Origin of the sequence: Tabrizicola thermarum (assembly GCF_003574395.1) — a bacterium.
In the GTDB taxonomy this organism is placed as follows: Bacteria; Pseudomonadota; Alphaproteobacteria; order Rhodobacterales; family Rhodobacteraceae; genus Tabrizicola; species Tabrizicola thermarum.
This window is the reverse complement of record NZ_KZ984536.1, coordinates 206,864-222,646: the sequence shown is the minus strand read 5'-3', so window position 1 is coordinate 222,646 and position 15,783 is coordinate 206,864. Positions and strand designations below refer to the sequence as shown.

Here is a 15,783-nt window from a genome sequence, read left to right as displayed (position 1 = left end):
CGTCACCGTGCCACCCCTGCCAGTATCAGCCCTTCGACGCGCGCCAACCGCCCCCGCACCCGATCGCCGGTGCGGAAGGCCCCGGCATCGCAGAGGAACTGGGCATCGAACCCGTCCTCGACAAGGGTCACGCGCACGGCGTCGAAGCCGAACATGGCCCGCGCGCCCTGGGCCTGGGCCTTGAAGAGCGCCTCCTTGGCGGCGAAGACGCGGCGGACCTGTCGGCCCGTTTCGCCCGGCGGGAAGGCGGCGCGTTCCTCGGGCGAGGTGAGGGTGGGCCAGAGGTCATCGGGCAGGGGGCTGTCGTGCTCGACATCGACGCCAAGGGGCGCGCCGCGGCGGGCGACGGCGACGGCCAGACCGGCGGCATGGGCGATGGACCCGGCGATGCCGTCAGGCCAGACGGGTGCGCGGTCCGGCCCCATCGGCAGCGCGACGGGGGGCAGGCCAAGGGCCGAAAGCGCCGTGCGGGCGGCCTGTCGTCCGGCGGCAAATTCGGCCAGGCGCGCCGGGACAGCCCCGGCCACGGCCGGACGTTCCGCAGGCCAGAGGTCGCGCGGGTCGGCGGCGGGCAGAGTGCAGAGCGCCACGGCCACATCCGCCGGGAACAATGCGGCCAGCGCCGTCTCGATCCGCTTCAGCCGGGAGGGCTGGGTCATCCCAGCGCCTTCTCCCGCGCTTCGCGCATCGCCCGGCGGCGGGCCATCGCATCCATCCGGCTGTCGGCGGCCGTGTCGCCGGTGGCTGCCGCAGCTGTCGAGGCGGCGGGGGGCGCGGCTGCGGCGATGGACTGGACGGGCGTCGGCACCACGGTGATCGATTTGCCCAGATGCGCCGCCAGCGCCGAGACGACGGGGAAGCGGAAGATGTCGGTGATCGCCAGCCGGTCGGAGTTGAGCGCCACCTTCATCTCGCGGTGGGCCTGCACGGCCAAGAGCGAATGGCCGCCGAGGGTGAAGAAGTTGTCGGACCGGCCGACCTGCGGCACGCCAAGGACGCGGGCCCAGACCGCGGCGATGGCCTCTTCGAGGTTGCCCGCAACGGTGACTGCGGGCGCCGCGGCGGGTGTCGGAGAGGGCGCAGTCGCGGCCAGGGGCTCGGGTGTGGCGGCGGCGGTGGCGGGGGACGCCGCGAAGGGCGCGGGCAGCGCCTTGCGGTCGACCTTGCCGTTCGGGGTGAGCGGGAAGGCGTCGAGCTTCACGATATGGGCGGGCACCATGACCTCGGGCAGGTGTTCCGCAAGGGTCGCTTTCAGGGCGGCGGCATCGACCGGGCCAGCGGCGGTGACATAGGCCACCAGACGGACATCCCCGGGCTGATCCTCGCGCGCGACGACGACGGCCTGGCGGATGCCCGGCGCGGCTTCGAGCGCGGTCTCGATCTCGCCCAGTTCGATCCGGTGGCCGCGGATCTTGACCTGGAAGTCGGCGCGGCCGAGGTAATCGAGCTTGCCGTCGGCACGTTTGCGGACAAGGTCGCCCGTGCGGTACATCCGGCCATGGCCTGCGAAGGGGTCGGGGCGGAAGCGCTCGGCGGTCAGGTCGGGGCGCTGGAAATAGCCGTGCGCGACACCTTCGCCGCCGATCCAGAGTTCGCCCTCCTGGCCATCCGCGACCGGGGCCTGGGTGTCGTCCAGCACATAAAGCGCGGTGTTCGCAATGGGTTGGCCGATGTTGACCACGCCATCCTCGCCGGTCGTCGCCTCGACCGAGGACCAGATCGTCGTCTCGGTCGGGCCATACATGTTCAGGACCGGCGCGCCGATCAGGCCGGAGAGATCGCCGGCCAGACGGCCCATCAGCGCCTCGCCCCCGACAAGCATCCGCTTCAGCCGTTTCAGCGCAGCGCGGGCGCCGTCGTCTTCGGCCAGCATCCGCGCCATCGACGGGGTGCATTGCAGATGTGTGACGGCATGGCGGTGGATCAGGCCCGCCATCGAATCGTCGTCCCCGGCCCCGGAATTGGTGATGCGCAGCACCTCGGCCACATGCCGCAGCCCCTCGAGCACCACAGTCGTCGGGATGCCGTAGTCGATCAGGCAGGCGACTTCGTCGACGTCGATGGCCTTGAGCCCCTCGACCCGTTTCACGGCGTCGTCCACGGTGCCGAACAGGCCGGAGTCGTCGAAATAGCGCTGGAAGGCGAAGTCGAGGATGGCTTCCAGTTCATCGGGGGCAAGCGACCCGAGGTCGATGTCCATCGGATTGGCCAGACCTTGCGGCTTCTTGAAGGCCGGGAAAGCCCAGGCGTATTGCTTGATGAGACCCGCCGCCGAGCGGAGGTAGCTTTTCATCGGTTCACGCGCGATGTTGCGCGCGGTTTCCCGGTCTTCGGCCAGGAAGGTGTGCAGCATCAGCGTCACCTTGAAGCGGGACGGGTCATGCCCCGCCTCGGCCAGTGCGGCGCGGTAGAGTTTCACCTTCTCTGCAACCTCGGCGATCGACTGGCCCAGGAGGTGGGTCAGCACATGTGCGCCCATCCGGCCCGCCTCGCGCCAGGTTTCGGGGTTGCCGGCGGTGGTCACCCAGGCCTCGACCTCTCTGGAGACCGGGCGCGGCTGGGTCACCACGGCGAAGGGGGTGCCGTCCTTGCGGGGAAACTCCACCGCTTCGCCACGCCAGAGCCTGCGCACGGCCTCGAGGGACTCGAACAGCGCCTGACGGTTCGCGGGGGGTGTGTTCTCGGGCCGCAGGATGAAATCGTCGGGCTGCCAGCCCGAGGCGAAGGCCATCCCGGCGCGACCGTTGGTCAGGTTGTCGATGACCGCCCATTCCTCGGCGATGCGGGCGGGGTGGTGCAGGGGCGCGACGATGGACCCGGCGCGGACGCCGATGTTCCGGGTGATGGCCGCCGCCGCCGCACCCGTGACGGCGGGGTTCGGGTAGGGGCCGCCGAAGGCGTGGAAGTGGCGTTCGGGCGTCCAGATCGCGACAAAGCCGTTCTGGTCGGCGAACCTGGCGCCTTCGAGGAGAAGCTCGTATTTCGAGGGGCCGGGCAGGTCGTCATTGCCCCAGTAGTAGACCGAGAAGTCCATCTTGCGGGGATTGATCGCGCTGTCGCCCGAGGGACGGACGCGGGCGCTTTCGTTAGCGAGGACCACGGTGAAGCCACGGGTCAGGGTCCAGAACAGCTCGAGCACCGAAATGTCGAAGGACAGCGAGGTGACCGCAAGCCAGGTGCCGGGATCGGTGCCCAGCACGTCATCCATCCCCGCGAAGAAGTTCATCACGTTGCGGTGGCCGACCACGACGCCCTTGGGGCGGCCGGTGGAGCCGGAGGTGTAGATCACATAGGCCGGGTCGTCCGCAGTCGGGCCCTCGGCGGGCCGGGTCGTCGCGGCGGTGGCAAGGCGCTGGTCGGTGTCCAGGACAAGGAGCGCGGGGCCTTTGGGCAGCGCCTGGGCGACGGCGCTTTCGGTGACGATGACCGGGCAGCCCGAATCCTCGGCATAAAGGGCCAGGCGATCGGCGGGGTAGGCCGGGTCCATCGGGACATAGGCGGCACCGGCCAACTGGATCCCCAGCGCGCCCGCGACCATGTCGGTGGAGCGGGAGCAGGCGAGACCCACGAGAGCGCCGCGCCGGACGCCCATGCCGCGCAGGGTATTGGCGATGCGGGCGGCGCGGTCGGCGAGTTCGGCGTAGGTGAGGCGGGTATCGCCCGCGATGACGGCGGTCGCCTCGGGCGTGCGGGCGGCCTGGGCCAGGATCGCGCCGGGCAGGGTGATCTGCCGGTCGTAATCGCGGGCCGTCGCGGCCAGCGCACCGGAACAGGCGCGGATTTCCTGTTCCGAGAGCAGGGAGAAGCCGGCCAGATCGGCGTCGGGCGTGGCGGCCATGGCGGACAGAAGCCGGGCGATCCGGTCGGCCAGTCGCGCGGCCTCGGGCGCAGGAAGGCGCGCCGCATCATGCCAGAGGGTCACCGGTCCGGCGGTCGAGATCGTGATGACGCTGCCGGTGAGAGGGGTCGTTCCGTCAGAGATGGCAAGGCCCGAAGGGTGCAGGCCGGTCAGTCCGGGCTCACGCAGGGCCAGATCGGCGGCAAGGCCACCTGCGGCCCGGCCCGCGTCAAGCGCGCCTGCGGTGCGGGTTTCGGCGTCGATGACCGATCCCGACGCCTCCAGCCGCACCGGCACCCAGGGGAGCAGGTAGCCCGGGGAGGGGTCGCTGGCCAGGGCCAGTGCGATGTCGCCGCCGGTGCGGCCAAGGGCGCGGATCGCGGCGAGAGCGATCCGGGCGGCAGAGGCGGCCGGACCCGAAAGCGGGATCTGGTGCCAGTCCTGCGGTCCGGTGGCGGCGGCAAGGACAGGATCGGGGCGGAGAAGCAGGCCGCGCAGGCGGACTTCGGCCTCGGCGGTCGGGCTGAGGGCCGCGTCCAGGCGGGCAGCTTCCGCTGCGTCGGGCGAGGCGAGCGAGGCGCCAGCCCGGGCGGTGTCGATGGGCAGGCCCTTGAGACAGCTGAGGTGCGACAGGCGCACCGCGCCTTCGGCACAGGCGACGGTAAGGCTGTCGGCATCGCGCGCCAGCACGGTGCCGGGGGCGGCAGAGCCGGGTACGACCTCGGCCAGACCCACGGCCCAGACCTGACCGGCGGCCTCGATCTTCGGGACCGACAGCGGGTTGCGGTAGCCGCCATGATCCAGCGCGCGGACCTGGCGGGCGACCGCCTCGGCCGGGCGGGTGAAGTCAAGCCGCGCTGCCGCTGCCGGGCGGTCGGCGCGTCGCCAGACCTTGCGCGCGCCCGACGCCTGCGGCTGGCGCGGGTGGCCGCCCGCCTCCAGCGCCGCCATCACTTCGGCAAAGCTGTCGAGGGCGGCGCTGAAGCAGCGGGCGTTCAGGGTGAAGGCGGTGTCGTCGGGTTCGATCTCGAAACGGCGGGTGGCCAGCACCTCGCCCTCGTCGATGCCCTGGGTCATCAGGTGCCAGGTGACGGCGTGGGTCGCCTCACCGTTGAGAAGCGCCCAGACCGGGGCGTTGAGACCGGCATAGCCGGGAAGCGGGCCGTCGTGGAAGTTGACGCCGCCCTGCCGCGCCAGCGCCAGGACCGGGGCGGCCACCAGAGAGAGATTGGCAACCGAGAGCAGCCAGTCCACGCTTAGCCCCTTGGTCCGCTCGACCAGGCCTGCGCCCGGCGCGATGACCCGAAGCCCGGCGCCCGAGGCCCAGGCGGCGACCCTGGGTTCGCGCGTGACGACGGCTGCAAGCTGGTGCCCCTGCTCCAGCCAGCGCTTGCCGCATTCCACCGTCAGACTTTCATTGCCGATCAGAAGGGCGGTCAGGGTCATGTCAGTCTCCGGTCATTCGGCGGCAAGTCTACGGTCGGGGTGGCGGGACTCGCCAGCTTCGGCGGCCTGGATCGCCGCCTTCATCCGTGCGGCAAGAACGCGCACGTTCGGTTCCAGCACCATCGAATCGTGATCGCCCGGCACCTCGACCACGGTCAGCCGGGGCGCATAGGGCGTCCAGAGGTTGTCGTGGAAGACGTATTCCCGGGCCTCCGACACCCAGTTGCCCCCCGTGACCTTGAAGCGGCGGTCCAGGGGCGGGCGGTAGAGGACGACATTGCCGTCCTCCCAGGCCTTCAGATCATAGACGCCGATCGCATGGCGGAAGGCGGCTTCGATGGCGGCGTTGTTGTAGGAGGGCACGGTCGGGTCGGGTTCGTTCGCGGCCCTGGCGCGACGCGATCGTTCCCATTCCCAGCGCCGTTTTGCCCACTGTGCAAGGAATTTCGGACCGCCGGCGCGGATTTCGGCCAGTTTTATCAGGGCCTTGTCCGGCCTGGTCAGGACCGGACGCACCGGGAGCGGCGTGTCGAGGAGGACCATGAGGGCCACCTCCTCCCCTTGGGCGCGCAGCATCCGGCCAATTTCCCAGGCGGTCAGCCCGCCGCCGGAGAAGCCGCCGAGCAGATAGGGGCCCTTCGGCTGCACCTGCCGGATTTCGGCAAGGCAGGAGGCAGCGGCTTCCTCGATGGTCATGTGCGGCTTGTCGTCGCCGAACAGGCCCTTGGCCTGAAGCCCGTAGAACGGGCGATCGGTGCCCAGAAGGCTGGCAAGGTGGCGCAGGTTCAGCACGTTGCCGAACATGCCGGCGACCAGGAAGAACGGGGTCTTCGGCCCGCCTTCGCCCCGGTGCATGGCGACGAGATGGGTGAACTTCGGCCCGGCCGGATCGGCGAGTTGCGTCGGCGCAGGGGCGCTGTCGTCCTGCGGGCCGATGCGGTCGATGATGAGCGCGGCGCAGCGGGCGATGGTCGGGGCCTCGAACAGGACCGAGATCGGGAAATCCACCTTCCACTGCCGCCGGATCATCGCGAACAGGCGCACGGCGATCAGGGAATGGCCGCCGAGGGCGAAGAAGTCGTCCTCGACCCCCACTTCGGACACGCCCAGAAGCTCGGCCCAGAAGGCCGCGAGGGTGCGTTCGACGCTGTTCCTTGGCGCGACATAGGCGCTTTCCAGGTCGGGGCGGGCGAAACCGGGGCCTTCGCTTTCCGCAGCGACGGGGGCGTTGGCCTGTTTCACCAGGGCTTCCAGATCGAGCGAGGAGACAAGGACCTGTGCGCCGTCCGCCGCGATGGCGCGCAGGAAGGCCTCGGCGCCCTCGGCGGGGTGGATGCCGCCGGCAAGCGCCTCGGCAAGGCGCTGTTCGGCCGGAGACTGGGCGCGGTTTTCGTCGTCGCGGATCACTTCGCGCGGGTTCGGGGCGGCGGGTTTGGCCAGCGCCTCCTCGAAGGCGACCTTGCGGAAGGTGATGCCCTCGACCTCGACCAGCACGCGGCCCATGGGGTCGGTGAGGGTCACGTCGAAGCTGGCGGTGTCCTCGGTGGGGGTGCCGGACAGGCGGACCCAGCTGCGGATTTCGGCAGGCAGGGCGCCGTGGACGCGGACAGAGGTCGTGGTGACGGGGGCCCAGACGAAGCCCTCTGCCACCTTCGGCAGCAGGGCGATCCCCCAACCGGTGCCGATGTCGTAAAGCGCGGGGTGCAGCGCGGCGGTCGCGGTATCGGCCACGGCCTGCGGCGGGAGGGAGAGGGTTGCAAGACCTTCGCGGTTGCCCAGCGCCGTCGCGCGCAGGACCTGCCAGCGCGGCCCGAAGGCGATGCGGTCCTCTTGCGCCGAGGGCAGGTTTTCGCCGCCGGGTGCGGTGGCCTTGTCAGGGCAGCGCGCGGCGATGGCAGACAGGTCGATGGTCCCTGCGGGGGTGTCGAGGGGCGTGACCCCCATTTCGGCGGTCAGCGCCCAGCCTTGCGGCTCCAGCGCGCGGGCCTGAAGGCGCTGGGTGCCGTCGCGGCTGCGGGTCAGCGACACGCGCAGGTCACGGGGCAGGTCGGCCTCCAGCCGCAGGGGGCGGAAGACAGTGAGGTCGGTCAGCTGGAAGCCGGGTTTGGCACCCGCTGCGGCAAGGGCTTCTCCTGCGATTTCCGGGTAGGCGGAACCGGGCAGGACGGCGGTGCCGTCAAGAAGCCGGTGGTCGTCCATGACCCAGTGGTTCTTTGTCAGGGTCGCGTGAAAACGGGTTTCATCCTCGGTCTTCTGCATCCGTTCCAGGACCAGTTGCCCGGGCAGCGGGGTGCCCGCGTCCTTGCCCTGGCGGCGGGCGTCGGCGTCGGCGGCCATGCCGATGCCGGACCAGATGCCCCAGTTGATCGCGGTCACGCGGGTGCGGCCGCCGGAGCGGGAACGGGCGAAGGCGTTGAGGTATTCGTTCGCCGCGACGTAATCGGCCTGACCGGCGGGGGTCAGGACGGTGGAGGTCGAGGAGAACAGCACGATCCGGTCGACGCTGCCGTCGGGGAGGAGCGTATCGAGCAGTTTCGTGCCGTGGACCTTGGGCGACAGGACCGCATCGGCAGAGCCGGGGTCCTTGCCGAGAAGGGGGGCGTCATCGACGGTGCCCGCGGCGTGGACGACGCCGTAGATCGGGCCGAACTCGGACCGGACGCGGTCGAAGGCGGCGCGCATGTCCTCGGGGTTGCAGACGTCGGCGGCGACGGCCATCACGCGGCCGAGGCGTTCGAGGCGCGAGAGGACCCCGGCGCGGACCGATCCGGGTTCGGGGACATGGCGGCCGATCAGGGCGACCCTGGCGTGGCGGTCGCGCATCAGGCGCTCGGCCACGGTGACGCCGATCCCGCCGAAGCCGCCGGTGATGACCCAGACCGAGCCTTCGGGAACCTCGGCCGGTTCGGGCAGTTTCGCGGGGACGAGGCGGGTTTCAAGCCTGCGGCTGCCACGAAGGGCGGCAACGGTGTTGGCCGGGGTGGCGAGCATTTCCTCCAGCACCGCCGAGACGGTTTCCGCCGGGATCTTCCTGTCGAGCGTCACGTCCAGCAGGCTGGCCGTGATCCCCGGCAGTTCGCGCGGCAGCACGCGGCCGGGGCCCGCGACGGTGGCTTTCTCGGGGTAGGGCAGGGCTTCCGTGCGGACCTGCGCCGCGCCGGAGGTGACGACGGTCAGATGGGGCAGGGGCTTCAGGCCGATCTCGGCGATGGCCTGGCCGAGGAAGAAGAGGCTCCAGAACCCTTGCTCCAGATTGCGCTGGAAGAAGGAGGAGCCGGGGCGGAAGGTTTCCTTTTCCGTGACCAGCCAGAAATGCGCGATCCGCGCGGGCGACAGGTCGCGCTGGGCGAGGTCGGCGAGAAGGGCGTCATAGCCTTCGCGCCCATGTTCGGGGGCGAGCGTATAGGTGTCGTCCGAGGTGCGGGCGAAGGCGTCGCCGGCGTGGACGGTGATCACGCGGTGGTTCGCGGCTCGCAGGCGCTGGACGGCGGCGCGGGCAAGGCCCGCCTCATCGGCGAAGACGAGCCAGGTGAGGGCAGGCCCGAGTTCGGTTTCCACGTCCACCGGGCAGTCGGCGGGCATCACGCGCCAGCCGATGCGGTAGCCGAAGTCGGTCACGCTGTCGTGGCGTTTCGCGGTCAGGTCGGCCTCGGTCGTGACAGCGGGCTGGCCGCGTTCGACGAAATAGCGGCTGCGCTGGAAGGGGTAGGTCGGCAGGGGGACACGGCGGCGTTTCGCCTCGCCCCAGAGCTGGGTCAGGTCGGGCTCCGCCCCGCAGGCCCAGAGGCGGCCGAGGGTGGCGATGAAGTGGCGGTCGTCGCTGACCGTGTCGTCGGGGTGACGGAGGCTGGCGGGGACCGGCTGGCCGCCCATCGCGCCGTTGGCCTGCGCCAGCGAGGCCATCGCGCGGCCGGGGCCGACCTCCAGATACACGCGGTCGGGCTTCTGGCGGAGCGTCGCCATGCCGTCGGCGAAGCGGACGGTGTTGCGCAGGTGGGCGACCCAGTAGTCGGGGCTGGTGGCCTCCGCGTCCGTGAGGATCCGGCCGGAGCGGTTGGAGATGATCGGGATCTGTGGGGGTGACAGTTGCATCCCGGCCAGATGGGCGCGGAAGGCGGGCAGTATGCTTTCCAGCATCCTGGAATGCGCCGCGATGTCGATGGCGATGCGGGTGGTGTCGATGCCGTCGGCTTTCAGGCGTTCCGCGAGGTCCTTCAACCCTGCATCAGAGCCGGACACGACGGTCAGTTCCGGCGCATTGACCGAGGCGATGTCGAGATCGCCGAGGTAGGGTTTCAGCGCGGCCTCGGAGAGGGGGACCGACAGCATGCCCCCCGCAGGCACGGTGTCGAACAGCTGCCCGCGCAGGCGGACAAGGCCCACGGCGGCCTCCAGCGTCATCACGCCCGCCACGCATGCGGCGGCGTTTTCGCCCATGCTGTGGCCGATCAGGACGGCGGGCTTCACGCCCCAGCTTTCCCACAGCTTCGCCAGCGCCACCTCGACGATCAGGATCAGCGGCAGTTGCTTGGACGGCTGGCGCAGCGCTTCGGCGGCGGCCTGTTCCTGGCCTTTCGCGGGCAGCCAGAGCGCGCGGGTTTCGGCTTCGGCATCGCCCAACGCCGCCAGACCCCGGTCCATCCATTCGGCAAAGACGGGTTCGGTCTCGTAAAGGTCGCGCGCCATGTTGGGGTATTGCGCGCCGCCGCCGGGGAACATGAAGACGACATCGGGGGCATCGCCCAGACGGCGCTGGGTGAAGACGCGGCGGGGATCGCCGGCCTCGAGCATCTGCGCCGCTTCCTCGTGGCTGCCCGCCACCAGCACGCGGCGATGTTCAAAGGCGCGGCGGCCTTCCTTCAGCGTCCACGCCACATCGGCCAGCGGCTGTTCGGGATGCGCGCGGAGGTGGGCGGCGAGGCGGGCCGAGGCTTCGCCAAGGGCCGACTGGCTGCGGGCGGAAAGGGTGAGAAGCTGGAAGGGCCAGTCCGAGGGGTCCGAGGCGGGCAGCGCCGGGGGTTCCTGCACCACGACAAAGGCATTGGTGCCGCCGACGCCCAGCGAGTTGACGCCAGCGCGGCGGGGGCCCATGCGGCGGGGCCAGTCGGAGAGCCGGTCGTTGACCCGGAACGGGCTGTTCTCAAAGTCGATGGCGGGGTTCGGCGATTCAAAGTTGAGGCTGGGCGGCATCTGGCCGTGGTAGAGGCCAAGCGTGGTCTTGATCAGGCTCGCGACCCCGGCGGCCGTGTCGAGGTGGCCGATGTTGGTCTTGACGCTGCCGATCCTGGCGAAGCCTTTCGCGTCGGTGGTGCGGCGGAAGGCCTCGGTCAGGGCGGCGACTTCGATGGGGTCGCCAAGATAGGTGCCGGTGCCGTGGCATTCGACATAGTCGATGGTGTCCGCAGGCGTCCCGGCCACGGCGAGGGCGGTTGCGACGCAGGCGGATTGACCCTCGACGGAAGGAGCCAGATAGCCAGCCTTCGCCGCCCCGTCGTTGTTGACGGCCGAGCCCTTGATGACGCCCCAGATGTGGTCGCCATCGGCCAGCGCGTCCTCCAGCCGGCGCAGAAGGACCGTGCCCGCGCCCGAGCCGAAAACGGTGCCCTGCGCGCGGTGGTCGAAGGCGTGGCAGACGCCGTCGGGCGACAGGACCTCGCCCTCCTTGTAGAGGTAGCCGCGCCCCTGGGGCATGTCGATCGTGACCCCGCCCGCCAGCGCCATGTCGCATTCGCCGTTCAAGAGCGCCTGGATCGCGTAATGCGTGGCGACCAGCGAGGTGGAGCAGGCGGTCTGCAGGCCAAGGCTGGGGCCTTTGAGGTCGAAGACATGGCTGACGCGGGTGGACAGGAAATCCTTGTCGTTGCCCGTGTGGCGCAGAAGGAACATGCCGGTGCTTTCAACCAGCGCGGGGTTCGAGCAGAGGTTGAAGTAGAAGTAGCTGCCCATCCCGCAGCCCGCGAAGACGCCGATCCTGCCCTTGAACCCTTCCGGCATGTGGCCCGCGTTTTCCAGCGCCTCCCAGGCGACCTCCAGGAACTGGCGGTGCTGGGGGTCGAGGATGGCGGCTTCCTTCGGGGAGAAACCGAAGAATTCCGCGTCGAAACGGTCGTAGCCTTCCAGCAGGGCGGCGGCGGGGACGTAATTCGGATTGCGCAGCAGGGCAGGGCTTTCGCCCGAGGCCAGAATCTCTGCCTCGGTCAGGCGGCGCACGGCGCTGCGACCCTCGCGCAGGTTTTCCCAATAGGCGGCGATGTCCGCGGCACCCGGCAGGTGCGCGGCCATGCCGACGATGGCGATATCCGTGTCTGCCGGAAGGTCCTGCAGTCCGTTCTTCATGCGACCAACCTCTCGACTTGCCGTCTGCGGTCCGCGTCGTTCCTGCGGATGCCGCGTCCCGTTGCCTGGCCTCGTGGCGCGACCGATGCGATTGTTCCCGTCTGCGCAAAGGCGCCGGGACAGTTGTTCACAATCTCACCTACGCTGCACCTTCCCGAAAACCGGGGACTGACCGGGACCATCAACGATTCGCATGCCGTCAAAATTTCCTTGAGCTTTCCTACATGAGTCCGTCTAGATAAGCACGAGTGTTGGGTAAGATAGTGGCCATTTCTGGGGGATTCCGGACCCTACGGCTATGATTTCCCTACTTTGTTGATGCATTCGCACCAGTAGTCTGTAAGGCGTCGCCATGCCGTCTGACTTTGCTTATGACAGGGGAACAAAGCCCCACGGTCCCGGGGAATTGCTTAAAGGTGAGTAGATGACGCGCAGTAGATCCCGCAGGTTGTTATCCCGCATCCTGTGGCTTGATCCCGAGGCCGGAAACGAGGCGGACCCGGTGCCGGACAGCTCTGCACGGACGGACGACTCGGCCCTGGACATTCCGACCTACCAGGATCGTAGCGTCGCCATGACGCCGCCGCCCGGCTTTCTCGAATCAGCGGCTCCACGTTCGACGCGGGTCCGGTCGCGGCTCTTGCCGACCGAGGCGCCGGTGGTCAGGACGCCCGATCTTTACACGGAACATTTCGGGCTGAAGATGCGCCCCTTCGCGCTGACGCCGGATCCCGATTTCCTGTATTGGCCGCCGTCGCACCAGCGCGCCTACACGATGCTGGAATACGGCGTGCGCGCGCATTCCCCGATCACGCTGATTACCGGCGAGGTGGGGGCGGGCAAGACGACGCTGCTGCTGCATCTGGTGCGGTCGCTGGGCGCAGAGCTGAAGGTCGGGCTGGTGTCGAACCCGCACGGATCGCGGGCCGAGCTTCTGCGCTGGGTGCTGCACGCGCTGGAGCAACCGGCCGAGCTTGAGGAAAGCTATGTCGACCTGTTCTCGCGGTTCCAGAACTTCCTGCTGGCGGAATATGCCGCCGGCCGCAGCGTGGTGCTGATCTTCGACGAGGCGCAGAACCTGTCGGCCGAGGCGCTGGAAGAGCTGCGGATGTTCATCAACATCAACTCGGGCAAGGACGAGGTGCTGCAACTGGTGCTGATCGGCCAGCCCGAGCTGCGCGCTCTGGTGTCGCGGCCCGAGATGCGCCAGTTTGCCCAGCGGGTGGCGGCCAGCTATCACCTGACGGCGATGGACCTGAAGACGGTCCGCGGCTACATTCCGCATCGTCTGAAGATCGCGGGCTGCGAGTCGCGCATTTTCACGGCGCCTGCGATCTCCATGATCTATGACCTGACCAAGGGCGTGCCGCGTCTGGTGAACCAATTGTGCGATCTGGCGATGGTCTATGCCTTCACCAAAGGCAAGCGCCTGGTGACCCCTGCGATCCTCCAGCAGGTGCTGGATGATGGCGTATTCTTTTCGGCAAATGCCAATGCCGCAAGCGAGACGAGTGAGACCCCCTGAATGACGCTGGACCTGCGTTTCTATCTGTCCCTGATCCTCCGGCGGCTTCCCGTCATCGCTGCGATCATCTTCACGGCAACGACGGCCGGAATCCTTTATGCCGTATCCTTGCCGCCGGTCTTTCGGGCAGAGGCCAGGCTTCTGATCGAGAACGCCCAGATCCCCGACGAACTGGCGGCCTCGACCGTGCGCTCGACGACCGACGAGACCCTGCTGGCGATCCAGCAGCGGATCATGACGCGGGACAACCTGCTGGCCCTCGCCGAGCGGCACGACCTGTTCAGTGATGCCCCCACCATGACCGCAGATCAGAAGCTGCGGGACATGAGCAGCCGGGTCGGGATCTACATGCCGAACAATCAGGGCAACACCGGGGTCGTCACCGTGTCGTTCGGCGCGTCCGAGCCGCAGCGTTCGGCCGATGTCGCCAACGACATCGCCGAACAGATCCTGCAATGGAGCACGGAACTGCGCACCGCAGCCTCGGCCAATACGCTGGATTTCTTCGAACAGGAAGTGCAGCGCCTGACGCAGGAGCTGAGCGAGCAGAACGCGAAGATCCTGGAGTTCGAGCAGGCCAACCGCGACGCGCTGCCCGAAAGCCTGGAGTTCCGGCGCTCGCGTCAGGCCGCGCAGCAGGAACGTCTGTTGCAACTGAACCGCGACCTGGCCTCGCTGCGCGACCGGCGCCAGCGGTTGACCGAACTTTACGACCGCACCGGCCGACTTGTGAACACCGACGAAGCCCGCACGCCCGAAGAGCAGCGTCTGGATGACCTGCGCAAGGAGCTTGCCTCGGCGCTGGTGGTGTTGTCGCCCAACAACCCGCGCATCAAGGCGCTTCAGAACGAGGTCAACGCGCTTGAGGAGGCGGTGAAGGAGCAGCTGAACCTGTCCGGCGGCGGGCGCCTGACACCCTTCCAGGTGCAGATGCTGGATATCGACGGACAGATCGACTACCTCGCCGAACAGAAGGGCATTGTCGAAAAGGACCTGGCCGCGCTCGAGGCAAGCATCGAGGCGACGCCCGGCAACTCGATCCGGCTGGCCGAGTTGCGCAGCAATTACGAAACGCTCCGCGTTCAGTACGAGCAAGCGGTGGGCAGCCTGTCCGAGGCACGGATGGGCAACCGGATCGAGGCCACCGACCGCGGCCAGCGGATCACGATGATCGAACGCGCCGTGCCGCCCACCATCCGGTCCGAGCCGAATCGCAAGCGCATCGCGATCGCGTCTTTCGGGGCCGGAGTGATCCTGTCAGGTGCGCTGCTTTTCCTTCTGGAAATCCTGAACCAGACGATCCGTCGTCCGTCGGAACTGGCCAAGGTGATCGGGGCGCCGCCCTTTGCGACCGTCGGCTACCTCGAGGGCGGGACGCACGACAGGCGATTTTCGCACGGGACACTGGCGATGCTTGTGGTGCTGCTCATCAACATTCCGGTGCTGATGCTGGTGGTTCACATCTATGTCGCGCCGCTCAATTCACTTCTGGGGCTGGCCTCCAACGCACCCGAAATCGGCGGGGTCGCTGACCCCGCGACCACCGGCAAGACCGAGTAGGACATCATGGAACGGATACAATCGGCACTCGCCAAGGCCCGGGACGCGCGCGAGCGCAAGATGAAGGGGGCGACCTCCGGTGGGGCCGGGCAGGCAGAGACTGGTCCCTGGGCCGATCTTCCGGGCCTGACGCTGAACCCCAAGGTGCTGGAGCGGAACCGCGTCGTCGCCATGCACCCCAACCAGAACTCGGCCAGCTTTGACCTGATGCGCACCAACCTGATCCGGGCGCTGCGCTCGAACGGGTGGAGCAGGGTTGCCATCACCTCACCCACCCAGGGCTGCGGCAAGTCGACCGTCGCGGTGAACCTGGCGTTCAGCCTGGCGCGGATGGCCGATACGCGGGTCCTGCTGCTGGACCTCGACCTTCGGCATCCGTCGCTTCAGACCATCCTGGGGGTCGAGCCAGACCAGAACTTTGCCGGAATGCTGGCCTCGGGGACGGTCGACCTTTCCCAGATTCGCCGGTGCGCCCCGAATCTGGCGGTCGGCTTGAATTCGAAACCGGTGGAAAGCCCGGCAGAGTTGTTGTCGGCCGCCCGAACCGCCGACATGGTCGACGAGATCGAGGCCAGACTCCGCCCCGATGTCATCCTGTTCGACATGTCGCCGATGCTGGCCAATGACGACGCGATTTCCTTCCTGGATCAGGTGGACTGTGCGTTGATGGTCGCTGCGGCGGACGAGACGACGGTGACCGAGGTGGACCGCTGCGGCAAGGACCTGGCCAAGCGGACGCAGGTGCTGGGCGTCGTCCTGAACAAGTGCCGCTTCATGGAACAGGAAGAAGCCCGCGTCTATCCGGAATAGCCCGACCCCGAAATGACAAAGGGCCCCGTCGGGGGCCCTTGTCAGATCCAGATGGAGCGGGCGATGAGATTCGAACTCACGACCCTAACCTTGGCAAGGTTATGCTCTACCCCTGAGCTACGCCCGCACCGTCCGGATGACCGGGGATTTATAAAGTGGCGCGGATGCCTGCAAGAGGGAAAGTGCAATCAGTCGCAAAATTCTCGCACATTCGGCGACGGGGCAGCCCGCGCTGGCCCGCCAGCATGATGCTGCGGCTGCGTCAATG

At 68.6% G+C, this 15,783-nt stretch carries 6 protein-coding genes and 1 tRNA gene; 3 read left to right on the top strand and 4 right to left on the bottom strand.

Annotation, left to right across the window (positions count from 1 at the left end; translation table 11 throughout):
• Positions 1-2: 2 nt before the first annotated feature.
• The 3 genes from D5084_RS01670 to D5084_RS01660 are packed head-to-tail and all read right to left on the bottom strand — an operon-like array spanning position 3 to position 11,620.
• Positions 3-659, bottom strand: coding sequence for a 4'-phosphopantetheinyl transferase family protein (locus tag D5084_RS01670; protein ID WP_128513764.1), 657 nt, complete (start codon positions 657-659; stop codon positions 3-5).
• Complete coding sequence (locus tag D5084_RS01665) at positions 656-5,284, bottom strand: MupA/Atu3671 family FMN-dependent luciferase-like monooxygenase (RefSeq protein ID WP_128513763.1); 4,629 nt, start codon at positions 5,282-5,284, stop codon at positions 656-658. The genes D5084_RS01670 and D5084_RS01665 overlap by 4 nt, the downstream gene beginning before the upstream one ends.
• Before the next feature lie 12 nt (positions 5,285-5,296).
• Positions 5,297-11,620 carry a type I polyketide synthase gene (locus D5084_RS01660; protein ID WP_128513762.1) on the bottom strand — a complete coding sequence of 2,108 codons (6,324 nt, stop codon included), beginning with the start codon at positions 11,618-11,620 and terminating at the stop codon, positions 5,297-5,299.
• A 424-nt stretch (positions 11,621-12,044) separates the two neighbouring features.
• Here D5084_RS01660 and D5084_RS01655 point away from each other — a divergent pair, with 424 nt between their 5' ends.
• The 3 genes from D5084_RS01655 to D5084_RS01645 are packed head-to-tail and all read left to right on the top strand — an operon-like array spanning position 12,045 to position 15,515.
• Positions 12,045-13,145, top strand: coding sequence for an ExeA family protein (locus D5084_RS01655; RefSeq protein ID WP_238382485.1), 1,101 nt, complete (start codon positions 12,045-12,047; stop codon positions 13,143-13,145).
• Positions 13,146-14,705 (top strand): GumC family protein, encoded by a 1,560-nt coding sequence (locus tag D5084_RS01650; RefSeq protein WP_128513761.1) that lies wholly within the window; start codon positions 13,146-13,148, stop codon positions 14,703-14,705.
• A 6-nt stretch (positions 14,706-14,711) separates the two neighbouring features.
• The gene (locus tag D5084_RS01645) at positions 14,712-15,515 is read left to right on the top strand and encodes a CpsD/CapB family tyrosine-protein kinase (RefSeq protein WP_128513760.1); all 804 of its coding nucleotides are present in this window, start codon (positions 14,712-14,714) and stop codon (positions 15,513-15,515) included.
• A 52-nt stretch (positions 15,516-15,567) separates the two neighbouring features.
• On the opposite strand, the gene D5084_RS01640 is transcribed toward D5084_RS01645, so the two are convergent.
• Positions 15,568-15,642: transfer RNA gene (locus D5084_RS01640), tRNA-Gly, on the bottom strand.
• Between the last annotated feature and the right edge of the window lie 141 nt (positions 15,643-15,783).

Coding starts and splice junctions, on each gene's coding strand:
- D5084_RS01660 (WP_128513762.1), bottom strand. CDS start 11,620: ATGAAGAACGGACTGCAGGACCTTCCGGCAGACACGGATATCGCCATC.
- D5084_RS01670 (WP_128513764.1), bottom strand. CDS start 659: ATGACCCAGCCCTCCCGGCTGAAGCGGATCGAGACGGCGCTGGCCGCA.
- D5084_RS01645 (WP_128513760.1), top strand. CDS start 14,712: ATGGAACGGATACAATCGGCACTCGCCAAGGCCCGGGACGCGCGCGAG.
- D5084_RS01665 (WP_128513763.1), bottom strand. CDS start 5,284: ATGACCCTGACCGCCCTTCTGATCGGCAATGAAAGTCTGACGGTGGAA.
- D5084_RS01655 (WP_238382485.1), top strand. CDS start 12,045: ATGACGCGCAGTAGATCCCGCAGGTTGTTATCCCGCATCCTGTGGCTT.
- D5084_RS01650 (WP_128513761.1), top strand. CDS start 13,146: ATGACGCTGGACCTGCGTTTCTATCTGTCCCTGATCCTCCGGCGGCTT.